Below are 21933 nucleotides of genomic sequence, written 5' to 3' on the forward strand. Positions count from 1 at the left end.
TACAGGTATTGGAGCGTGGCTATTTGTGACGATTTCATATAGTGCTGAAAATTTTAACGTATTATTTGTTAAATCTGGTGCTTCTGTATATTTTCCGGTGTTAGAGGAATCTATATTTAATAGTTTGAAAAAAGCAATTGGTAATGTAACGATGGTAACATACAAAAATTTGGTGAAAACAGCTTTAAAGATACAGCCCTCACTCATTATTGTATTCCATGGTTTTGAAGAAGGAATAAGTAAGGGAATTCAAGAGTTAAAACAATATAATTTTACGACTGCACTCTGGCTTACAGATGATCCTTACTTTACAGATGTGACAAAAAATTTAGTGCTTGATTATGATTATGTTTTTACACAAGATACAGGATGTATTGATTTTTATAAAGATTTAGGCTGCGATAATGTTTATTACTTGCCTTTAGCGGCAGAACCTCCTGCATATACGCCGATACGTACGGAAGAGGATTATTTATTTGATATTAGTTTCATAGGGACTGCTTTTGATAATCGGCTAGCGTTTATTGATTCAATTGCAGAGTATTTAGTGACTAAAAACACCTTAATTATAGGATGTAATTGGGATAGACTAAAAAACTATGAATTATTGAAGGATAAGATTATACTTTTACCATTTTTGGTTTATAAAAATAGTATGGAATATTATAAAAAAAGTAAAATTAACATGAACATACATCGATCGATAGAGGATGTAACATTTAATATAAATAGAGTGAAAATAAATGCTTGTTCCATTAATAATCGTACATTCGAAATAGCTAGTACAGGTGCTTTTCAAATGACGGATATTCGTTCAGATTTGGAAAAGTGCTATATTCCGGGGGTGCAAATTGAGACATTTACTTCATCGGTTGATTTTATAGAGAAAGCAGAAAGGTATTTGGAAAATCCAGCACAAAGAAATAAAATTGCGATGGAAGGATTTAGAAGAACACTAATCGAACATACATATGATAAAAGGGTAAAAGATTTATTGGAAATAATTAGCGTTAATCCTAAAAAAGAAAGCTAAATTTTAAAATAGGGATAGGATATGCAGAAACATAAAATGTTTAAAGAACAAGGTATTAGAGCATTAGAGCATACACTCCCCATTAATAAGCATGATAGAAGGTTATTTTATCTTAACCCAGCAGATACAAAAGAAATGAGCATTGATTATGGTGATTATCTGGAAGAGAAGTAAAAGAATTGTATTAAGAAAAGGTGTTGCGTAATAACGTAATGCCTTTTTTGTTTCTTCGGCTATTTGCGAGCGATAAGACTACCACCTCAAAAGTCTGCGAATATGAGAGAGTTAGGTGGGAGCTTCCCGTCCATAAAGGTCTGACTGGCGTGGGCTAATAATTAGGGGGGAACAAAAACAACCACTGATAAAAGTTTCACTTTATGTATTTCACACTTTCTTCACAAATGATTCACGATAACTTTTCTTCTTCAGGAACTTACATAAATATATTTTATGATATAATTACAATCGACTTTAAAAATGTAAGTTGTATCTATGAAGGTAGTTACTATTTTATTGGAAGTTTAGAGGTGAGAGAGAAATAAGGAGTTATACTATATAGCAATTTATATTTAATCAGGTTAATATTTCGCTGGGGAATTGAACTTGGGAAGTTTAAGAAATGGAAGTATAGCGATTAGTAAGAAAGAAGTGAAATGATTGTGAAAGTAATGAAAAGGTTAGGGGCATGGCTATTCATTATATGTGTGCTTATTATATCGATACCAAAAAGTGCATCTGCTCATGCGTACATTGTGAAATCCAACCCTGCTGAAAATGAAACGTTGAAGAAAGCACCAGCTGTTGTGAAGATTGAATTCGATGAGGATATACAAGTTTCGCATTTTAATACATTGTTTGTAAGAGATACATCAGGTACAAGAGTAGATTTAAAAGATGCTCATATCGATAAGAAAAATAAAAAATTATTAGAAGCAGGGTTAAAAGAAAATTTGAAAAACGGACTCTACTCTATTCAGTGGAAAGTGATTTCAGCTGACGGTCATCCTATTCAAGGAGTGATTCCATTCCGAATTGGATCAGCAGAAGCGGGAGCAGACGATATACAAGTAGAAGAGATGGGATATGTCCCGCAAATAGATATGATTATGGAACGTGGCGTTCTATATACAAGTTTCTCACTATTTATAGGAGTGCTATTCTTTAATCTTATTATGTACAAAGGGAATGCAATCTCGGTTCAATCAAGAAGTAAAAAAATAATATGGATCTCATTAATTGGCATATTCATTAGTTTACTATTCAATCTACCATTGCAAGCGAAAATAAATGCTGATGTTTCATGGATAGAAGCATTCGATCCTTTACTATTAAAAGAAACATTACAGCTCTCTGTTTTTAGTTACGTATGGCTCACTCAAATGGCTCTTATTAGTTTGCTTATAATCGTTACGTATTTTGCGATGAAGTGTGAAAAGCTATCGTCGTTTAAAGTATGGAGCATTCCGATAGTATTGTTTATTGGGATACTGGTTATGAAAGCCTTTAATAGTCACGCATATGGTTTAAAGTTTAAAGAAATTGCTGTCGTTATGGACTTTCTACATTTATTCGCAGCTTCATTATGGATTGGCGGTCTATCAACCATTATTCTTCTTTTACGTAAAGAGGATGACAAGTGGAGTATGTATTGGGATATGATTAAGCGTTTTTCACCGTGGGCAACAGGTGCTGTCATCGTGATTTTAATAACAGGTCTTTTTAACAGTACATTTTTTATTCCAACAATCCACTCGTTATTTGATACGAAGTATGGATTAGCTTTATTAGCAAAAATACTTTTATTCATTTTCATGGGGATATTGGGAATTGCTCATTATGTGAAAGGGAAAATGAGAGCGAAGCAAGGATTAGGCGCTACGCTGAAAGTAGAGTTTATCATAGGAATTATTATTTTCGTAATCGTAGCTTTTATGACAAACGTACAAACACCGCCGATGCCACCTACTGGACCTTTTACAGAGAGTAAACAATTAGATAATGGATATGAACTTACTTTACATGTAAGTCCTAATAAAGTAGGACAAAATACATTCCATATTACTTTAAAGGATGAGAACGGACAACCTGTTACCGATATGGAGCAAATTATTTTAACTACGCAATCATTGGATATGAACATGGGAAAAGGCTCATTTAAAGTTTCGGCCGTTTCACCAGGAGAATATGAAGCGGAAGGTATGTATATTAACATGACAGGAAACTGGAATATACAAGTGCACGGATTAACAAAATCTCTTGATAGCTTTGATGCGGATTATAAATTTATAGTAGGCGGCAGATAAAGAGAAGGTATAAATAAAAGGAGTAAATTGAAAATGAAACGTATAAAAAAATTTGGCACAACAATGATCGCAACAATTATTGCGATGGGCATTTTTTCGTTACCGGTTAGTGCGCACGTCACTGTGAAACCAGCGATTTCGGACGTTAATTCTTGGGAGACTTACACGATAAAAGTACCGGTTGAAAAGAATGTAGCAACGACAAAAGTTACACTGAAAATACCGTCTGGAGTGGAGTTTCAACAGTACGAACCCGTGCCAGGATGGAAAGTGGAAGAGCAGAAAGATAATGCTGGAAAAGTTAAAACTGTAGTGTGGGAAGCAACGGGAGAAGGGATTTTACCCGGCCAGTTCCAGCGATTTACTTTCGTCGCTAAAAATCCGGATAAAGAACAAAAAATAGCTTGGGATGCATATCAACAATATAAAGACGGTGAAATTGTTGAATGGACAGGCGATGAGAAAGCTGAAAAACCACATTCACTTACTACAATTGCAAAAGGTACGTCATTAACAGGAGAACATGGTGAAGTGTCTAATGTAGAAAAGAATGAAGGTACTAGTAATATGCAAGTAATAGCAATTGTCTTATCTATTTTAGCGATTGTATCGTCAGTAGGTGCGTGTGTTTTTGTAGTACGTCGTAAAAAATAAGATATAAAAAAGAGCCTACAACCAGTAGGCTCTTTCTCATATTTATTTCACTTCAACCTGCTGTCTTACAGCAAGTGTTTTCGGCTTTATGTTTACGAAACAAATACTCACCACAATAAATAATAGTCCGATGAATAAGCTAATAGTAATGGCCTCATGTAAGAAAATTGAACTTACAATAATAGCGATTAGTGGAATGAGGAATGTATAAGCCCCAACTTTACTTGCTTCACCAGCTCCAACGAGTGTGAAGTATGCAAGCCAGCCCATTGCAATAACAAAGAATGAAATAAAGAGTAGTACGCTAACAAACGGTATACTCCAAGCGATACTAGACCAGCTTTCAAACTCTGATCCAAATCCAATTAAGCAAAAACCGCCAATAAGAAGCTGTAGTGTTACCATCCAAATAGCATTCACACGGTGACCAGTTTTCTTAATAAATACTGTACCTAGTGCCCAGCCAATCGCACATCCTAACGCGAGAAGGATTCCGACAATAGAAATATGTCCAGTTAAACTACTAGAGCTAATAACACCTACGCCAATAAATCCAAGAACAAGGCCGAAAATTTTTAAGCCGTACATAGATTCTTCAAGCCAAATCCATGAGAAAATGCCGAGTAAAACAGGTTGTAGAAATACAATGGCGGAAAATAAACCAGCAGGCATATATTGAAGGCCAACAGTTTGTAATCCGTAAAATATAATGATGTTAAGTAAAGAAGAAATAACGTATAAATGCCAAGTTTCTTTTAAGTGTAACTCTTTGTATTTCGGTAATGCGAAAAGGAGTAAAATGAATCCTCCAATTAAAGTTCGAACGCCTGCAAATAAAACGGGTGGTGTATAATGCAGAGCAAACTTAGATAAAGGCCAATTGATTCCCCACATGAAAACGAGAAAGGTAAGGATTATGGCCGTCTTAGTTCGAGAAAGCTGTGTCACGGTAAGACCTCCTTGTTGTTATTCATTTCACTATGATATGATATCGACTGTAATAAATAAAATGAATCTTTTTTATAAGGAGTATAAGTGATTAGTTATGACCATTACACAACTGCAAGTATTAATAAAAACTGTTGAGTTAGGTAGTTTTACGAAGGCTGCTCGGGTGTTAAATATGACGCAGCCAGCTGTAAGTCATGCCATTTCAAGTATTGAGTCAGAGTTAGGAGTTACGATTCTTATACGTGATAAACGAAAAGGATTAATCGTTACGGATGTAGGAAACAGAATTCTTGTACATATTAGAGAGATTTTGAACGGTGTAGAGAAGATTGAACAAGAAGTTGCGATGGAGAAAGGACACGAAGTGGGGACGATTCGAATTGGGAGTTTTCCGAGTGCTTCGGCACATTTCTTACCGAAAATGATAAACCATTTTAAGGAGAAGTATCCGAACTTAGAGGTCGTTCTTTGTGAAGGAACAATTAAAGAAGTTGAAGATTGGTTAATATCAAGGATTGTTGATATAGGAATTGTTATTTTGCCTAATAAAGAGATGGAGATTGTCCCGTTAACGAAGGGAAAAATGGTTGCTATATTAAGAGAGGATCATCCTCTTTGTAAGAAGGACTCTATTACAATTAGTGATTTAGAGAATGAACCGATCATATTATGTAAGGGCGGATACGAACCACCCATTATTGATATGTTTAAACAAGCCAATGTACCACTTCGGGCTGAGTATGTAATATCGACCGTTACTACAGCTTTAAATATGATTCAAGAAGGGCTAGGTATTGCAATATTAGCTGAATTATCTTTAACGAATTTACCACAGAATGTGCAAACGAGAGAATTGGAGCCGCAAGTATGGAGAGAAATTGCTTTAGCTGTTCCTTCATTAAAGGACTCTTCAATCGCTGTGCAGCTATTTATTGAGGAATTTCAAGTTCTATTTGGAGAATGAAAAGAGGTGTCCCATATATCTTAATGGGACATTTTTTAATTTGCTTATAAAAAATTTATGAAAAGGATTGACTTATCTTTTTGTTGTAACTATAATGATTACATCGAGGTGGTGATCACGATGAAAATTAGTAGCCGCTTTTCTATAGCTGTTCATATTTTATCTATTTTGAAAAACAATCCATCTTCACTTTGTACTTCAGACTATATGGCTGAAAGTGTAAATACGAATCCAGTAGTCATTCGTAAAATGATGTCGTACTTGAAGCAAGCTGGATTTGTATATGTAAATCGCGGCCCAGGTGGTGCGGGATTATTAAAGAATTTACATGAAATCACATTGTTGGATGTGTATCATGCAGTAAATGTAGTCGAAGAAGACAAGCTATTTCATATTCACGAGAAACCAAATCCAGATTGTCCAATTGGAGCGAATATTCAAGCTGTATTAGAAGTTATATTAATACAAGCGCAATCTGCGATGGAAGAAGTTTTAAGAAATATTACGATGGGGCAGTTGTTTGAAACTTTGCAAGAGAAAATGAATGCTTAAATCATATTTATATTTTTTTGTTATTAATGTAACTGATTCGATTACAACTATAAAGGTAAGGTGTAAAAATTATGACTGTAAAAATGAAAGTATACTCAGATTTTATATGTCCATTTTGTTTTTTAGCAAAAGGTCCATTAGATGAGGTAGCGAAAGAGAATGATGTAGAGATTGAATGGATGCCATTTGAATTACGTCCAAGTCCATATTCAAAAATAGATCCATGGAATGAGCCGGAAAAATTAGGTTCATGGGACGCTTTCATTCTTCCAACCGCGAAAAAGTTAGGAATCGATATGCGTTTGCCGCGTGTTTCTCCGCATCCATATACACATTTAGCTTTTGAAGGATGTCAATTTGCGAAAGAACGTGGACTTGGAAATGAGTATCATCACCGTGTATTCACAGCATTTTTCCAAGAAGAGCAAAATATTGAAGATATTGATGTTTTAACAAAATTAGCGGTAGAAGTAGGTCTTCCTGAAGCTGAATTTAAAGATGCTTTAGTAAATCGAAAATATAAAAAAAAGCATCAAGAAGCGATTCAGCACGCATATGATGAAGCGAATATTATGGCTGTTCCAACAGTCATGATTGGAGATGAAGTCATTCAAGGGCTTGCTAGTAAAGAAACGCTACAAAGAGTAATTGATAAAGAAATTGAAAAGGAAAAAACAAATTCATTTGAAGGAATGCAGTGTAATACAGATGGATATTGCTAAATCGCTTGTTATGAAATAACAAAATAAATTATAAAACAAATATTTGGAGGAATTAACATGTCAGCAACTACAACAAACTTAAAAGAAGCAATCGTGAACCGTCGTTCTATTCGTAAAGTAACAAAAAACGATGCAATTACGAAAGAAAGAATTGAAGAAGTTTTAAAAACAGCTTTACACGCACCAACATCTTTCAATATGCAAAGTGGCCGTATGGTTGTATTAATGGATGGAGAGCATGAAAAGTTTTGGGATATTGTTAAAGAAACACTAAGAGCCCGCGTACCAGCAGAAAACTTTGAAGCGACTGTAGAAAGATTAAAAGGTTTCCATACAGGTGTTGGGACTGTGTTATTCTTTGAAGATCAAGCAACAGTAGAAAAAATGCAAGAAAATGCACCATTATATAAAGATCAGTTCCCATTCTGGTCTCATCAAGGAAATGCAATGTTACAACATACTGTATGGATGTTATTAGCAGCTGAAGGAATTGGCGCATCCCTGCAACACTACAATCCAATTGTAGATGCTGAAGTGAAAGAAACTTGGAACATTCCAGCTGAGTGGAGCTTAGTAGGACAAATGCCATTTGGTGAGCCAAATGAACAACCAGGAGAAAGAACATTTTTACCTACTGAAGATGTAGTGAAATTTTATTAAGAAATTTAATATGTAAAGAGTGAAATAAAAGGAGAGTACATATGAGCCATATATGTACTCTCCTTTCGTATGTAATGTTAAAGATAAACACATACTGCAAGAACAAATTCCTTCATATGAACCGAAGTGTTTCCTTACAATTAAAAATCTATTATGTTTATGTTTTTGAAATGACAGTAAACATTCCCGTCATATTTGGTGAGTAATCTTTAAAATCAAATTTCTCATAGAACGATTTTTTACCTTCTGATGCAAACAAACCGACAAACGCTTTATCAGGGGCATTTTCATGTAAGTATGTAACTAAACGATGCATGATTTCTTTCCCGATACCATGTTTCTGATAATCGGGATGAACTACTATATCTTGAATATAGAAATAGATAGATCCATCACCGACAATTCTACCCATGCCGATAATTTTTTCGTTATCATTTACTGTGATGCAGTGAATAGAATTTTTCAGTGAAGTTTCCGCCACTTCAAAATTCATATAATTAGTCCATCCAACAGAATCACATAAATATTTATACGCTTCCAATGTTGGAATGTTATGTTTAAACTCATATGTTTTCAAAATGTACCCTCCAAACCCTTAAATTCAACAAATATATACATTCGACATTTTTTTATCTTTTCCTCTTATGTAACTGAATTTCCTTTAGCTATCGAATTTCGTATAGTTTCCTTATTTGTATTAATTTATATGAGTTTAGGGGAAAAATATTAGAAATAATGCAATAGAAAGGGAAGTGGAAAAATGAATGATGAGAAACAATATACAGTAGTAGGTACTGATGTTGAGGAAGTAAAACGTTTAAATAAGAATTCAGGATTAACATATAATCAGGTGAAAGAATTATTAGCGAAGCAAATGCAAAAAAAGAAGTATTGAAATTGAAATTCTTCATTTTTTCATGTAGCATTTCAATTAGAGAGAGTTATAAGGATAACTCTCTTTTTCAATACAATTTAGCAACTTTTAGAGTGGAGGTAACAACATGAAAAAGTGGGTAAAGATAACGTTGTCGATTGCTGGAGGTATTGTCCTGTTGGCATGTGCCGGAGGGTATTACATGTATAAAAATTATTTTCCAAAGGAACCGAAGCGTATCGTATATGATAAAGATAGAGTGTTAAAACCGATACATAATCAGTTGAAAGGCATTAACATAGAAAATATAAAGATAAAAGAAAAAGAAGTCGTAAATGCGACTGTAGATGAGCTTCAAAAAATGATTGATGATGGGAAATTATCATATGAAGAATTAACGAGTATGTACCTTTTTAGAATACAGCAACATGACCAAAATGGAATATCATTAAATGCTGTTACAGAGATTAACCCAAATGCAATGGACGAAGCGCGAAAGTTAGATAAAGAAAGATCTTTCAATAAGAAGTCGAACTTATACGGCATGCCAGTTATCGTAAAAGATAATATACAAACGGAAAAGGTGATGCCGACAAGTGCGGGCACGTATGTGTTAAAAGATTGGATTGCAGATGAAGATGCGACGATCGTGAAGAAGTTGAAAGAAGAAGGTGCTTTCGTTTTAGGAAAAGCGAATATGTCTGAGTGGGCAAATTATTTATCCTTTACAATGCCTAGCGGATATAGCGGGAAAAAAGGACAAAATTTGAATCCGTACGGTCCGATTACGTTTGATACATCGGGATCAAGTTCTGGATCTGCTACAGTAGTTGCCGCAGATTTTGTACCACTTGCAATCGGGACGGAAACGACTGGATCAATTGTAGCACCAGCGACGCAGCAATCAGTAGTTGGATTACGTCCATCACTAGGTATGGTGAGTAGATCAGGCATTATTCCATTAGCTGAAACACTTGATACAGCAGGACCGATGGCAAGGACGGTAAAGGATGCAGCAACGTTATTTAACGTAATGGTAAGTTATGATGAAAAAGATGCTATGACAGAAAAAATGAAAGATAAAGAAAGAATCGATTATACGAAGGACTTATCAATAGACGGATTGAAAGGGAAAAAAGTAGGCGTACTATTTTCAATAGATAGACAAGATGAGAATAGAAAAAAAGTAGCAGAAAAGATTAGAAAAGACCTTCAAGATGCAGGTGCGATCTTGACTGATGATATTCAGTTAAACGATGGGGGTGTAGATAATCTACAAACATTAGAATATGAGTTCAAACATAATGTTAACGATTATCTTTCAAAGCAAAAAAATGTACCGGTAAAATCGCTAGAAGAGATTATAACGTTTAATAAAAAAGATAGTAATAGACGAATAAAATATGGACAAACATTAATTGAGGGATCTGAAAAATCTGCTATAACGAAAGATGAGTTTCAAAAAGTAGTGCAAACGAGTCAAGAAAATGCAAGAAAAGAGCTAGATAGGTATTTAGTAGAAAAAGGTTTGGATGCTTTAGTTATGATTAACAACGAAGAAATTCTTCTATCAGCTGTAGCTGGCTATCCAGAATTAGCGGTACCAGCAGGATATGATAACAATGGCGAGCCAGTAGGTGCAGTGTTTGTCGGGAAGCAATTCGGTGAAAAGGATCTGTTCAATATTGGATATGCGTATGAAAAACAGTCTAAAAATAGAAAATCACCAAAATTGTAAAAGGATAACCGAAAAAAGAGCGCCACTAAATTATGTTGGTCGGCTAATATAAAAAGAATCTAACATTATTAAAAGAAAAAAAGGATTCTTCTCAATTAGTAAGAAAGATTGTCTATAGAAGTTCATAAAATGTAATATATTCAATTTCCATCCATTGAAGGGGGAGGTTAAATCTTAATGAATGAAGTGAAAAATTTCTTTCGAAGTAGAGGGTTCCAACGGTTTCTCGTTTTAATAATAGTAGCGCTTGTATTATATGGATTAAAAAGTATGATCAATTTAATATTAATTACGTTTATACTGACATTTTTAATGGATCGGTTTCAACGTTTTATTTCAAAGAAATTGAAAGTGAATCGGAAAATTGTTATCGCATGTTTGTATATCATATTAGTTACTTTTATCGGCACAACATTATATAAATACTTACCTGTGCTAACGATACAAATTTCCCAATTGATTTATCAGTTTAGGTTGTTTTTTCAAAATCCACCTGATAATGAGATCATTAAATATGCACTTTCAACAATTAATGGGATGGAAGTATCAAAATATATAGAACAAGGTGTAGATGTCATATATCAATCGATTGCAAATATAGGAAAAGTCAGTTTGCAAATACTACTCTCTCTTATTTTAAGTTTATTTTTCTTGTTAGAAAAAGAACGCATCATATCATTTACTTCGAAATTTAAAGATAGTAGTTTGAAGGTTTTTTATGAGGAGATTGCATATTTTGGTGAAAGGTTTGCAAGATCGTTCGGTAAAGTAATTGAAGCGCAGTTTTTAATTGCAATTGTCAATTGTATTCTTACTGTCATTGCATTAATCGTTTTAGGATTTCCGCAGCTTCTCGTATTAGCTGTCATGATTTTCTTACTAGGATTAATTCCTGTTGCCGGTGTAATCATTTCCTTGTTCCCGCTATGTATTATTGCTTATAACGTAGGCGGAGTTATGTACGTTGTATACATACTTGTGTTCATTACAATAATCCATGCTCTTGAAAGTTATTTTTTAAACCCGAAGTTCATGTCTGCGAAAACGAATTTACCAATCTTTTATACATTTATGATTCTCATCTTTTCAGAGCATTTCCTTGGAATATGGGGGCTTATTATTGGTATACCAATCTTCATCTTCTTATTAGATGTACTGAATGTAAATAATGAGGAATCGATTAAAAAATAGAAAATAACTGATGTTTTCTATGAGCGAGCAATGAAAAAGCAATCCAAAATAAATTGGATTGCTTTTTTGAATACACGATTAAAGAACAGGGGCCATTGTTTCTTTCAATACTTGAACAGAGTGATCGAATTTTAATTCTTCATCTTCACTTAATTCCACTTCTAAAATTTCACGAACACCGCCGCGATTTAAAACAGCAGGTACACCGATATAAACATCTTTTTGACCGTATTGACCTTCTAAGTAAGCTGATACTGTTAATACACTATTTTCGTCGTTTAAAATCGCCTTAGTAACACGTAAAAGTGACATACCAATACCATAGTAAGTTGCACCTTTTCGCTCAATAATATGGTAAGCTGCATCACGAACATTTATGAAGATTTTGTCTAAATCTTCTTGCGTGTATGTGTTGTCTTTATCAAGAAGTGTTTGTAGTTTTTGAATACCAATGGATACGTGACTCCAAACAGGAAGTTCCGTATCACCATGTTCTCCGATAATATAAGCATGAATGTTGTGAGGACCAATATCGAAATACTCACCTAACATATAGCGGAAACGAGCAGAATCAAGAGTTGTACCAGAACCGATTACACGTTCTTTTGGTAAACCAGATTCTTTCCAAGTTACATAAGTTAAAATATCGACAGGGTTAGTTGCGATTAAGAAGATACCATCAAATCCGCTATCCATAATACTACGAACGATTTGTTTAAAGATTTTCGCGTTTTTCTCAACTAAATCTAAACGTGTTTCGCCTGGTTTTTGTGGTAATCCAGCCGTAATAACTACAAGATCAGCATCTTTACAATCTTCGTAGCTGCCTTTCCATACTCTAGTTGGAGCTGGTGCAAAAGGAACAGCATGACTTAAATCCATTGCCTCTCCTTCAGCTTTTGCCTCGTTTACATCAACTAAAACAAATTCTTCAGCTACAGCTTGGTTAATCATGCAGTAAGCGTAACTACATCCAACTGCTCCTGTTCCTACTAATACAACACGGTTAATACCTTTTTTCATTTCAAAATTCCTCGCAATTTCATTGATTTTATTATGTAAGATAATACGTCTTACTTCTATAGAGTCATATCTAGTTTATTACATTTTATAAAAGATATTCAAGTATTTGAAAATGTATCCGTGCAATTTCTTGCATGAAACATAGTACGTAAGTGAACCGAATATACTGCAATAAAATCCTTTATTGAAGGAGAAAAGGGTATGATGCAGCCATTAACGATGGAAAAAATGCTTCATATTATTAATGTGGGGCTCGTTAAAACGAAGAATCCAAAGCAGATTATTATTGCTGGTGCAGGGATTTCGGGCTTAGTTGCAGCATCGTTATTGAAAGAAGCAGGTCATAATATAACAATTCTAGAAGCGAATAACCGAATAGGCGGAAGAATATATACGATTCGTGAACCATTTAGCTCTGGTTTATATTTTAATGCAGGGCCGATGCGGATTCCTGAAACACATGAGTTAACTTTAGCTTACATTCGTAAGTTTAAATTACCGTTAAATTTGTTTATAAATAAAACCACTTCAGATATTATTTATACGAATAATATTAAAACGAGATTGAGCATATTCGAAAAAAATCCAAGTATACTGGGATATCCAATTGTAGAGAACGAAAAAGGAAAAACGGCAGAAGAGTTAATGTTAGTAGTATTAGAACCAATACTAAATTTTATAAAAAAAGATCCTAATAAAAATTGGATTATCGTTGAAAAAAAGTATAAAGCATATTCGCTAGGCTCATTTTTAATTGAGTATTATTCAGACGGAGCAATAGATATGATCGGTGTACTTCTTGATATGGAAGCATATATGGGAATGTCTTTAATTGAAGTATTACGTGAAATGATATTTTTTACCTCTACGACAAAATATTACGAGATAACGGGCGGAATGGATGCATTACCGAATTCATTTTTACCGGCGTTAAAAGATACTATTTTTATGTCGTATAAAGTAGAAAAAATTATACAGGAAGATAATAAAGTAATGATGCAAGGAAGTCATGAGCAAACGTTACATCCATTTATCGTAACAGGCGACAGTGCTATTATTACAATTCCATTTTCAGCGTTACGGTTTGTAGAAGTTCAGCCATATCATTTATTCTCTTATTATAAAAGACGAGCAATTCGTGAGTTAAATTATATTGCTGCAACTAAAATTGCGATAGAGTTTAAAAGTAGATTTTGGGAGAAAGCGGGACAATACGGCGGTAAATCTATTACAGATTTACCGATTCGATTTACATATTATCCGAGTTATGGCATTCATACACCAGGGGCAGCCATCGTTTTAGCGAGTTATACGTGGGCAGATGAGGCGTTAACGTGGGATAGTCTCCCTCAAAGAGATCGTATTCGTTACGCATTAAAAAATTTAGCAGAAATATACGGTGACATCGTCTATAGTGAATTTGTTACTGGAACATCTTTTAGCTGGAGTAAAAATCCGTATTCTTGCGGCGCATTTACGGCTTTCGAACCAGGTCAAGAGCTCGAGTTATTTCCGTATATTACGCCGCAAGCTGGCAAAGTACACTTTGCAGGAGAGCATACGACATTAACGCATGGATGGATGCAAGGAGCAATAGAGTCTGGAGTTAGGGTTGCACATGAAGTAAACGAACAATGAATCTGTTATGTTTACAAATGGTCATTCTTTTAATAAAATGATAAATATAAATCGTAATTATTACGCTTTGAATACGTTTGAAGTAAAGAAATGGATGGTCGATCAAATGAATAAAGTAGAAATTCATATATTAGCTGGCTTTTTAGGTAGTGGAAAATCAACATTATTACAAAATTTATTGTTAGCTGAGAAAAAGAAGAATAGAAAAGTTGCAGTATTAATGAATGAAATTGGTGAATACTCGGTAGATACCGATATTATTGGAAAAGAGAATGTTTTAAGAGAGCTTCTGAAAGGATGTATTTGTTGTACGCTAAAAGAAGAGCTTGAAATACAATTGCATTCGTTATATCAGCAAGAAAGACCAGATGTCATTTATATAGAAACGACAGGTGTTGCGCATCCAATTGAAGTGTTAGATGCATGTGTATCACCAATTTTAGCACCTTTCTTAGACGTGAAATCAATTGTAGTCGTTTTAGATGCAGTAAGGTGGTTAAATCGAAGTGTATTAAGTGCAAACGTTCAGCAATTATTACATGAGCAACTGAAGTTTGGTAGCCACATTTTAATTAATAAATCAGACTTACTAACAGATGCGGATAAGAACAAAGTAATTGAAGAAGTGAAAGCGATAAATAATCATGCGAAATTGTTTGAAACAAAATATTGTAATATATCTTTAGAAGACATAGAAGAGGCTGAATTTACGAATGACGGGGAACATGAGACACTACATGTCAAACAGCATTTACATATACAAACGATGACGTATCAGTTTACGAAATCGATTGATCAAGACAAATTATATGAATGGCTTTCGAATTTACCAGATAGTATTTATCGTGTAAAAGGATTTGTGAAATTCCATGGAGATAAATACCCGCACCTATTCCAGTATTCGTTCGGGGTACCGACTTTACTGGAACAAGACTTCGGTTTTCCGACGAACTTGGTAGTAATAGGGGAAGGGCTAGATAAGAAACAATTGGCTGAAGGGTTAGAGAAAGTAGAAAATAATTCTAATTAAGATTAAAGGTCTAACTTATTTTTAAGTTAGGCCTTTTTGTGTGTAGAAAAACACTTGCAGATTTTGTCTAACAATAATAATTGTAAAATTCAGAAATTTATTTATAATCAAATCTAAGAGGTGATTCAGGTGTCAGAAAAAATAATAATGGATGTAAAAAACTTAACAACAAAAGGATTAGAAACGAGAGAGAAATTATTGTGTGCTGCAGAAGAGGTGTTTGGTAATAAAGGATATTACGAGGCTTCTATCGTGAATATTACACAAGAAGCAAAGGTAGCGCACGGAACTTTCTATAATTACTTTCCATCTAAAAAAGATATATTTGATGAATTGATTCGCAGATTGAACCGTGAGTTACGCTTAATTATTAAAGAAGAAATGAAGGGAATATCAAGTTATGAAGAGGCACAAAGAAGAGGTTTTCAGGCTTTTTTTCGGTGGGTGAAGGATCGACCTAATCTATATAACATTGTACAACAGGCAGTAGTTGTTGATGATAACTTATATAGATGGTACTATGCAAAGCTCGCAAATGGGTTTTTAAAAAGTTTATCGGCTGGTATGGAAGCGGGAGAGTTTAAACAACTTGATAAAGAAACAATTGCGTATTGTCTTATGTCAATTGGGCAATTTCTAGGAATGCGATGGGGTTATTGGGAAGAGAAAGATGTTCCAGAAGATGTATTTGAAGCAGCGATGTCATTAATATTTGAAGGATTGAGACAGAGATAAAGGAGTGGGGAAATATGCAAGGCATTGCTTATTGGATTGAAAAACGGTCCTATATACATCCAGATCGCATTGCCATTATTACAGAAGAGGAGGAAATGACATATAAACAGTTACATGAGTATGTAAGTAAAGTAGCAGCATATTTAATTTACGAGGTAAATGTGCAAAAAGGAGAAAGGATAGCTATTTTATCACAGAACAGCTTGGAATATATTGTACTTTTGTTTGCTATAGCAAAAGTAGAATGTATTGCTGTTCCACTTAATATACGGTTAACAGAAAATGAACTTATATTTCAGTTAAAAGATAGTGGAACTTCAGTTTTATTTGTAGAGGAAACATTTCAAAATATGGCACTGTCAATGCATAAGGTATCGTACGTACAAAGAGTTCTTTCGATTAAAAGTTTAAAAGAAATAGAAGATAGAAAAAGTGACAACTTTGAAGAGATAAATGAAAGCGCATCCTTTATTATATGTTATACATCAGGTACGACAGGAAAACCGAAAGGAGCCGTACTTACACAAGAAAATATGTTTTGGAATGCGCTTAACAATACATTTGCGATTGACTTAACTATTCATGACCGCTCCATTGTATTATTACCTTTATTTCATATTGGTGGGATTGGTTTATTCGCATTTCCAACTTTATTTGCAGGTGGCGTAATCATTATTCCAAGAAAATTTGAACCAACCACAGCTCTTTCGATGATAGAAAAACATAAAGTGACTGTAGTGATGGGAGTACCTACAATTCATCAAGCATTAATGAATTGCCCAAAGTTTGAAACTACAAATTTACAATCAGTTCGCTGGTTTTATAACGGTGGTGCTCCATGTCCAGAAGAGTTGATGAGAGAATTTATAGATAGAGGATTTTTATTTGGTCAAGGTTTTGGCATGACTGAAACATCACCAACCGTATTTATGCTTTCAGAAGAAGATGCAAGACGTAAAGTAGGTTCAATTGGAAAACCTGTTTTGTTTTGTGATTATGTACTTATGGATGAAAATAAAAATAAGGTTGAAATTGGTGAAGTGGGAGAGTTACTTATAAGAGGGCCGAATGTAATGAAAGAGTATTGGAATCAGCCAGATGCAACAAAAGAAACGATTCAAGATGGTTGGTTATATACGGGAGATTTAGCTAAAGTTGATGAAGATGGTTTTGTATACATTGTCGGTAGAAAAAAAGAAATGATAATTTCCGGTGGTGAAAATATTTATCCACTTGAAGTAGAGCAGGTCATTAATAAAATTTCGGAGGTTTATGAGGTAGCAGTCGTTGGGAGGCAACATATAAAGTGGGGAGAGATTCCAATCGCCTTTATTGTGAAAAAGAGTAGCAGTGAATTAACTGAAAAAGAAGTCATTGAACATTGTCGTTTATTTCTAGCAAAATATAAAATACCGAAAGAAATTGTTTTTCTGACAGAATTGCCTAAAAATGCAACTGGTAAAATTCAAAAAGCACAGTTAGCAAATCAATTGAAAAGTTGGTGAAGAGATGACACTGTATAGCACTGGTCAACAGGCGTCATGTAGTAAAACAATTACAGAAGCGGATTTTGTATTATTTGCAGGTTTGAGTGGGGATTTTAACCCGATTCATATTGATCATGAGTATGCGAAACAAACTAGATTTAATCAAAGAATAGCACATGGTTTACTAACTTCTAGTTTATTATCGCAGTTGCTTGGGATTCATTTACCTGGAAAAGGATCTGTTTATATGGAACAAACTATTAAATTTACAGCACCAGTTTTTATAGGAGATACAATTACAGCTACGGCTACAGTGCAAGAATTTATGAAAGAAAAGAGAGTTTTGAAATTGATAACTGAATGTCATAATCAAAAAGGAGATTTAGTATTGACAGGTGTAGCGACTATGATGGTGCCAAAAGAAGGGGGAGTAGTCTAATGAATATTGGGGTTGAAACGACTGGTGTTTTCTTCCCAAAAGGCGTAGAGACGGCTGCAGATCTATCTAAGAAAACAGGTATCCCTGAGAAAATTATTATAGAAAAGTTTGGTTTATATGAAAAACATGTCGCAGATGAAATGATGCATGCATCAGATTTAGCTATTGCTGCTGCAAAGCCAATATTATTACAAGTAGATCCTCAATCTATTGATGTGATCATTTATTTTGGCAGTCCACATAAAGATTACCACGTATGGTCAAGTGCCCCAAAAATTCAGCATGAACTTGGATTGAAAAATGCTTATGCTTTTGAAATTATGAATGTTAGTTCTTGCTTTCCTATTGCTCTCAAAGTCGCAAAAGATATGCTTTACTCCGATAACTCAATTGAAAATATATTATTAGTAGGTGGATGTAAAGAATCTCAAATTGTAGATTATGATAATCCACGCTCACGTTTTATGTTTAATTTCGCTGATGGTGGAAGCGCAGCCTTAGTGAAAAAAGATGCTAGCAATGGTGAAATATTAGGAAGTGCGATTATAACAGATGGTTCATTTCATGAAGATGTACGTATTCCAGCAGGTGGATCAAAGCAGGTTGCGAGCTATGATACAGTTGAGAATCGACAACATTATATTGATGTAATAGATCCTAATAGTATGAAAGAACGTCTAGACCGGGTTTCAATCCCTAATTTTGACAAGGTTATTAGGGAGGCTTTAAGAAAAAGTGGATTTACTCCTAAAGATATTAAAGTATTGTTACCACTGCATACAAAACGTTCTATGTTAATAGAATTGATACAGGGACTAGGGCTAGAAGAAGAACAAGTTGTATATTTAGATCATTATGGACATATGTCAGCGCTTGATCCTTGCATTGGTCTTCACTTTGCAAATGAACAGGGAAAATTACAGCCTGGAGATATTGCAGTAGTAGTTAGTGCGGGGACTGGGTATACGTGGGCAGCGACTGTAATTAGGTGGTGAAAAATACTAGATGAATATATGTTAAATGGAGGTATTTGGAAAGAGGTGGCGAATGTAAAGGTACTTCATTAAATTTTTTAACAGATTTGTTTGTATGATTCAAAGAAAAAGTCATAATTACGGATGGATAACTTTGGCGTGTTTGACTCTATCAGAAAGAAAAGTATGGGGAGGATCACAATGTCGATGAAAAAACGTAAATGGCTAAGAATGATGGCTACTGGTTGTGTTTTAGGTTCGTTATTAATAACGGCCGCTTGTTCAGGAAAGAAAACAAGTACAGAGGATGAAAAGACGATTAAGGTAGGGGTTCTTGCATCATTAACAGGTCCATTAGAATCGTATGGAAAACAAACAATGAACGGATTTGAATTAGGGTTAGACTATGCAACGGGTGGAACTGGGAAAGTGGAAGGGAAGAAGATTAAGTTTGTTGTAGAAGATACGGAAACGAAAGCAGATGTAGCGGTGAAGAAAGCTACGAAATTATTAGAAGAAGAGAAAGTTGATTTTTTAGTCGGATCGTCTAGTTCGAGTGATACATTAGCGGTTTTACCATTAGCTGAAGAATATGAAAAAATAATGGTTGTAGAACCGGCGGTAGCTGATAGTATTACCGGTAAGAACTGGAATAAATATATTTTTAGAACAGGAAGAAATTCATCTCAAGATGCAGTCGCTGGTGCTGCAGCAATTGCTAAAAAAGATGTAAAAATAGCAACGTTAGCACAAGATAATGCTTACGGCCGTGAAGGAATTGCGGCATTTAAAGTTGGAGCGAAGAAGTTAGGTGCAAATATTGTAAACGAGCAATATGCTGATACAAATTCGACTGACTTCACTGCTAATATTCAAAATATCATTAGCTCAAAACCAGATTATTTATTTATCGTTTGGGCAGGTGCAAATTCACCTTGGAAACAGTTGAAAGATATGAATGTGGAAGCGCAAGGTATTAAAATTTCTACCGGTGCACCAGATATACCGGCATTAAAAACGATGGATGCGTTAGTAGGAATGCAAGGTTTTTCTGTTTATTATCATACACTCCCGAAAAATAAGGTGAATGATTGGTTAGTGGAAGAACATAAAAAACGATTTAATGGTGCGGTGCCAGATTTATTTACAGCAGGTGGAATGTCAGCGGCAATTTCTATTGTAGAAGCTTTAAAGAAAACAAAAGGTGATACAGATGTAGATACACTGATTAAGAAAATGGAAGGAATGGAATTTGAGACACCGAAAGGAAAGATGAAGTTTAGAGAAAAGGATCACCAAGCGATGCAGACACTGTATTCTATCACATTGAAAAAGCAAGATGGTGTTGACTATCCGGTGCCAGTATTAGAGCGAGAATTAACGATGAAAGAGACAGAACCACCAGTTCAAAATAAATAGACTGAATTTTCTGTTGTTTTTGTATAAAGAGGGAATACCCTCTTTATACGTATTTCTTTCATACTTAAAGCTATAAAGGGAGGGATTTCGTGACACATTTGCTTGAAACGAAAAATCTTAGTGTATCTTTTGGCGAGCATCATGTTATTAAGGATGTGAATTTGACAGTACAAAAAGGAAAGCTCATTTCCATTATTGGACCAAACGGTGCAGGAAAGACAACGTTATTTAATTTACTAAGTGGACAAATTTCTCCAACGAAGGGTGAAGTATATTTTAAAGGACAAGAGATTACAAAATTATCAATTTCAGATCGAACTCGATTAGGAATTGGCCGTTCCTTTCAGCTTACAAATATATTCCCAGAGTTAACGGTACTTGAAAATGTTCGTTTAAGTGTTCAATCATTTGTTCAAGATTACTATAGTTTTTTTCCGAGTTCGGCAAAATTTAAACAACAAGTAGGAGAGGCGAGACGGTTCTTAAAAACGGTATTACTCCAGGAAAAAGAACATGTATTAGCGAAAGATTTAGCGCATGGAGAAAAACGAAAGTTAGAGCTTGCGATGTTATTAGCTTTAAAAACGGATGTGTTACTACTTGATGAGCCGACGGCAGGTATATCAGTCGAGGAGGTACCGGCAATTTTACAAGTGATTGAAAATATTAAGAAACATCCAGAGAGTACAATTGTACTGATTGAACACAAAATGGATATGGTACTAGGTTTGTCAGACCATCTTATCGTTTTGTTCCATGGAGAGTTATTGGCTGAAGGTTTACCCGAAGAAATTATGAAAGATGAGCGTGTACAAAGTGCTTATTTAGGGGGATTATATAGTGGCACTATTACAAGTGAATAATATAGAGACGTACTTAGATCAGTTTCATATTTTGCAAGGGGTATCTCTTGCTGTTGAGAAAGGAACGATTACTGTACTGTTTGGAAGAAATGGGGCAGGGAAGACTACGACATTACGTTCGGTTATGGGTTTTCACCATATCGCACATGGTGAAATTTATTATGATAGTACACAAGTAAATGGATTATCTACACATTTAATTTCAAGGAAAGGAATAGGGTATGTACCAGAAAATCAAGGCATTTTTCACGACCTGACAGTAGAAGAAACATTCGCTCTTGCTAGAGGGAAGGGAGAAGAAGCAGAAGAGAAAATCGAGTGGATGCTTGAATTATTTCCAGATTTAAAGCAGTTTTGGCACAAAAAAAGTGGGCTCTTAAGCGGAGGGCAAAAGCAAATGCTAGCAATTTCAAGGGCATTTATAAATAGTGATGGTTTATTACTTATTGATGAGCCGAGTAAAGGCTTGTCCCCCATTATGATAGAAAAATTAATGATAGCCATTTTGAAAATGAAGAAGAAAACAACAGTTTTACTCGTTGAACAAAATTTTATGATGGCTAGTCAAATTGGTGATTATTTTTATATTATGGATAACGGAAAAATTGTTCATAACGGTTTTATGCATGAACTAAAAGAGGATAAGGAAATGTGTCACAAATATTTAGGAATCTCTTAACATG

22 protein-coding genes and 1 pseudogene are annotated in these 21933 nt (G+C 34.6%); 20 read left to right on the forward strand and 3 right to left on the reverse strand.

The window, feature by feature from the left end:
* Positions 1-25 precede the first annotated feature (25 nt).
* The 4 genes and pseudogenes from ACHZK0_RS09405 to ACHZK0_RS09420 all read left to right on the forward strand — a co-directional run bounded on the left by ACHZK0_RS09405 (position 26) and on the right by ACHZK0_RS09420 (position 3990).
* The gene (locus ACHZK0_RS09405; protein WP_098374604.1) at positions 26-1033 is read left to right on the forward strand and encodes a CgeB family protein; all 1008 of its coding nucleotides are present in this window, start codon (positions 26-28) and stop codon (positions 1031-1033) included.
* A 42-nt stretch (positions 1034-1075) separates the two neighbouring features.
* Positions 1076-1207, forward strand: a pseudogene (locus tag ACHZK0_RS09410) (glyoxalase); the annotation flags it as partial.
* Between the two features lie 479 nt (positions 1208-1686).
* A complete protein-coding gene (locus tag ACHZK0_RS09415; protein WP_262743182.1) occupies positions 1687-3336 on the forward strand; it encodes a copper resistance CopC/CopD family protein in 1650 nt (549 codons plus the stop codon).
* A 33-nt stretch (positions 3337-3369) separates the two neighbouring features.
* The gene (locus tag ACHZK0_RS09420; RefSeq protein WP_262743183.1) at positions 3370-3990 is read left to right on the forward strand and encodes a YcnI family protein; all 621 of its coding nucleotides are present in this window, start codon (positions 3370-3372) and stop codon (positions 3988-3990) included.
* Between the two features lie 42 nt (positions 3991-4032).
* On the opposite strand, the gene ACHZK0_RS09425 is transcribed toward ACHZK0_RS09420, so the two are convergent.
* Positions 4033-4938, reverse strand: a complete 906-nt coding sequence (locus ACHZK0_RS09425) for a DMT family transporter (protein WP_098374603.1) — start codon at positions 4936-4938, stop codon at positions 4033-4035.
* 97 nt (positions 4939-5035) lie between these two features.
* Between ACHZK0_RS09425 and ACHZK0_RS09430 the strand changes: the two genes are divergently transcribed.
* The 4 genes from ACHZK0_RS09430 to ACHZK0_RS09445 all read left to right on the forward strand — a co-directional run bounded on the left by ACHZK0_RS09430 (position 5036) and on the right by ACHZK0_RS09445 (position 7839).
* Entirely contained in the window at positions 5036-5905 is an 870-nt protein-coding gene (locus ACHZK0_RS09430; protein WP_270343340.1) for a LysR family transcriptional regulator, read from the forward strand.
* Between the two features lie 120 nt (positions 5906-6025).
* Positions 6026-6457, forward strand: coding sequence for an Rrf2 family transcriptional regulator (locus tag ACHZK0_RS09435; RefSeq protein ID WP_270343339.1), 432 nt, complete (start codon positions 6026-6028; stop codon positions 6455-6457).
* 71 nt (positions 6458-6528) lie between these two features.
* Positions 6529-7179, forward strand: coding sequence for a DsbA family oxidoreductase (locus ACHZK0_RS09440; protein WP_061676839.1), 651 nt, complete (start codon positions 6529-6531; stop codon positions 7177-7179).
* Positions 7180-7236: 57 nt separating this feature from the next.
* The gene (locus tag ACHZK0_RS09445) at positions 7237-7839 is read left to right on the forward strand and encodes a nitroreductase family protein (protein WP_001277029.1); all 603 of its coding nucleotides are present in this window, start codon (positions 7237-7239) and stop codon (positions 7837-7839) included.
* Between the two features lie 157 nt (positions 7840-7996).
* On the opposite strand, the gene ACHZK0_RS09450 is transcribed toward ACHZK0_RS09445, so the two are convergent.
* Positions 7997-8416 (reverse strand): GNAT family N-acetyltransferase, encoded by a 420-nt coding sequence (locus ACHZK0_RS09450; protein WP_395761475.1) that lies wholly within the window; start codon positions 8414-8416, stop codon positions 7997-7999.
* Between the two features lie 183 nt (positions 8417-8599).
* Here ACHZK0_RS09450 and ACHZK0_RS09455 point away from each other — a divergent pair, with 183 nt between their 5' ends.
* The 3 genes from ACHZK0_RS09455 (at position 8600) to ACHZK0_RS09465 (ending at position 11642) form a co-directional block, all read left to right on the forward strand.
* Positions 8600-8734 (forward strand): hypothetical protein, encoded by a 135-nt coding sequence (locus ACHZK0_RS09455; protein WP_097864462.1) that lies wholly within the window; start codon positions 8600-8602, stop codon positions 8732-8734.
* A 106-nt stretch (positions 8735-8840) separates the two neighbouring features.
* The gene (locus ACHZK0_RS09460) at positions 8841-10451 is read left to right on the forward strand and encodes an amidase family protein (RefSeq protein WP_395761476.1); all 1611 of its coding nucleotides are present in this window, start codon (positions 8841-8843) and stop codon (positions 10449-10451) included.
* Between the two features lie 177 nt (positions 10452-10628).
* Positions 10629-11642, forward strand: coding sequence for an AI-2E family transporter (locus ACHZK0_RS09465; protein WP_098586559.1), 1014 nt, complete (start codon positions 10629-10631; stop codon positions 11640-11642).
* A gap of 78 nt (positions 11643-11720) precedes the next feature.
* Here ACHZK0_RS09465 and ACHZK0_RS09470 read toward each other — a convergent pair whose 3' ends face one another.
* Positions 11721-12665, reverse strand: a complete 945-nt coding sequence (locus ACHZK0_RS09470) for an L-lactate dehydrogenase (protein WP_262743189.1) — start codon at positions 12663-12665, stop codon at positions 11721-11723.
* A gap of 201 nt (positions 12666-12866) precedes the next feature.
* Between ACHZK0_RS09470 and ACHZK0_RS09475 the strand changes: the two genes are divergently transcribed.
* The 9 genes from ACHZK0_RS09475 (at position 12867) to ACHZK0_RS09515 (ending at position 21929) form a co-directional block, all read left to right on the forward strand.
* Entirely contained in the window at positions 12867-14303 is a 1437-nt protein-coding gene (locus tag ACHZK0_RS09475; RefSeq protein WP_270606914.1) for a flavin monoamine oxidase family protein, read from the forward strand.
* Between the two features lie 106 nt (positions 14304-14409).
* On the forward strand, positions 14410-15333 hold the full coding sequence (locus ACHZK0_RS09480; protein ID WP_262743191.1) for a CobW family GTP-binding protein: 924 nt from the start codon (positions 14410-14412) through the stop codon (positions 15331-15333).
* A 129-nt stretch (positions 15334-15462) separates the two neighbouring features.
* On the forward strand, positions 15463-16068 hold the full coding sequence (locus ACHZK0_RS09485; protein ID WP_140384314.1) for a TetR/AcrR family transcriptional regulator: 606 nt from the start codon (positions 15463-15465) through the stop codon (positions 16066-16068).
* Between the two features lie 14 nt (positions 16069-16082).
* Positions 16083-17573, forward strand: a complete 1491-nt coding sequence (locus ACHZK0_RS09490) for an o-succinylbenzoate--CoA ligase (RefSeq protein ID WP_262743306.1) — start codon at positions 16083-16085, stop codon at positions 17571-17573.
* A gap of 4 nt (positions 17574-17577) precedes the next feature.
* Positions 17578-17994 (forward strand): MaoC family dehydratase, encoded by a 417-nt coding sequence (locus ACHZK0_RS09495; RefSeq protein ID WP_270343332.1) that lies wholly within the window; start codon positions 17578-17580, stop codon positions 17992-17994.
* A complete protein-coding gene (locus ACHZK0_RS09500; RefSeq protein ID WP_262743304.1) occupies positions 17994-18989 on the forward strand; it encodes a 3-oxoacyl-ACP synthase in 996 nt (331 codons plus the stop codon). Before ACHZK0_RS09495 ends, ACHZK0_RS09500 begins: the two co-directional genes overlap by 1 nt.
* A gap of 180 nt (positions 18990-19169) precedes the next feature.
* Positions 19170-20387 carry a substrate-binding domain-containing protein gene (locus tag ACHZK0_RS09505; RefSeq protein WP_262743303.1) on the forward strand — a complete coding sequence of 406 codons (1218 nt, stop codon included), beginning with the start codon at positions 19170-19172 and terminating at the stop codon, positions 20385-20387.
* 89 nt (positions 20388-20476) lie between these two features.
* Complete coding sequence (locus tag ACHZK0_RS09510; RefSeq protein WP_046197658.1) at positions 20477-21250, forward strand: ABC transporter ATP-binding protein; 774 nt, start codon at positions 20477-20479, stop codon at positions 21248-21250.
* Positions 21228-21929 (forward strand): ABC transporter ATP-binding protein, encoded by a 702-nt coding sequence (locus ACHZK0_RS09515; RefSeq protein ID WP_064476363.1) that lies wholly within the window; start codon positions 21228-21230, stop codon positions 21927-21929. Before ACHZK0_RS09510 ends, ACHZK0_RS09515 begins: the two co-directional genes overlap by 23 nt.
* Positions 21930-21933: the final 4 nt, after the last annotated feature.

The sequence above is a fragment of the Bacillus sp. 3G2 genome (assembly GCF_044324725.1).
GTDB classification, from domain to species: domain Bacteria; phylum Bacillota; class Bacilli; order Bacillales; family Bacillaceae_G; genus Bacillus_A; species Bacillus_A mobilis.

What these genes read in the sequence shown, in the direction of transcription:
- ACHZK0_RS09470 (WP_262743189.1), bottom strand. Translation starts at nt 12,665, where the DNA reads ATGAAAAAAGGTATTAACCGTGTTGTATTAGTAGGAACAGGAGCAGTT.
- ACHZK0_RS09480 (WP_262743191.1), top strand. Translation starts at nt 14,410, where the DNA reads ATGAATAAAGTAGAAATTCATATATTAGCTGGCTTTTTAGGTAGTGGA.
- ACHZK0_RS09445 (WP_001277029.1), top strand. Translation starts at nt 7,237, where the DNA reads ATGTCAGCAACTACAACAAACTTAAAAGAAGCAATCGTGAACCGTCGT.
- ACHZK0_RS09505 (WP_262743303.1), top strand. Translation starts at nt 19,170, where the DNA reads ATGTCGATGAAAAAACGTAAATGGCTAAGAATGATGGCTACTGGTTGT.
- ACHZK0_RS09440 (WP_061676839.1), top strand. Translation starts at nt 6,529, where the DNA reads ATGACTGTAAAAATGAAAGTATACTCAGATTTTATATGTCCATTTTGT.
- ACHZK0_RS09460 (WP_395761476.1), top strand. Translation starts at nt 8,841, where the DNA reads ATGAAAAAGTGGGTAAAGATAACGTTGTCGATTGCTGGAGGTATTGTC.
- ACHZK0_RS09500 (WP_262743304.1), top strand. Translation starts at nt 17,994, where the DNA reads ATGAATATTGGGGTTGAAACGACTGGTGTTTTCTTCCCAAAAGGCGTA.
- ACHZK0_RS09465 (WP_098586559.1), top strand. Translation starts at nt 10,629, where the DNA reads ATGAATGAAGTGAAAAATTTCTTTCGAAGTAGAGGGTTCCAACGGTTT.
- ACHZK0_RS09495 (WP_270343332.1), top strand. Translation starts at nt 17,578, where the DNA reads ATGACACTGTATAGCACTGGTCAACAGGCGTCATGTAGTAAAACAATT.
- ACHZK0_RS09490 (WP_262743306.1), top strand. Translation starts at nt 16,083, where the DNA reads ATGCAAGGCATTGCTTATTGGATTGAAAAACGGTCCTATATACATCCA.
- ACHZK0_RS09415 (WP_262743182.1), top strand. Translation starts at nt 1,687, where the DNA reads ATGATTGTGAAAGTAATGAAAAGGTTAGGGGCATGGCTATTCATTATA.
- ACHZK0_RS09420 (WP_262743183.1), top strand. Translation starts at nt 3,370, where the DNA reads ATGAAACGTATAAAAAAATTTGGCACAACAATGATCGCAACAATTATT.
- ACHZK0_RS09430 (WP_270343340.1), top strand. Translation starts at nt 5,036, where the DNA reads ATGACCATTACACAACTGCAAGTATTAATAAAAACTGTTGAGTTAGGT.
- ACHZK0_RS09475 (WP_270606914.1), top strand. Translation starts at nt 12,867, where the DNA reads ATGATGCAGCCATTAACGATGGAAAAAATGCTTCATATTATTAATGTG.
- ACHZK0_RS09435 (WP_270343339.1), top strand. Translation starts at nt 6,026, where the DNA reads ATGAAAATTAGTAGCCGCTTTTCTATAGCTGTTCATATTTTATCTATT.
- ACHZK0_RS09455 (WP_097864462.1), top strand. Translation starts at nt 8,600, where the DNA reads ATGAATGATGAGAAACAATATACAGTAGTAGGTACTGATGTTGAGGAA.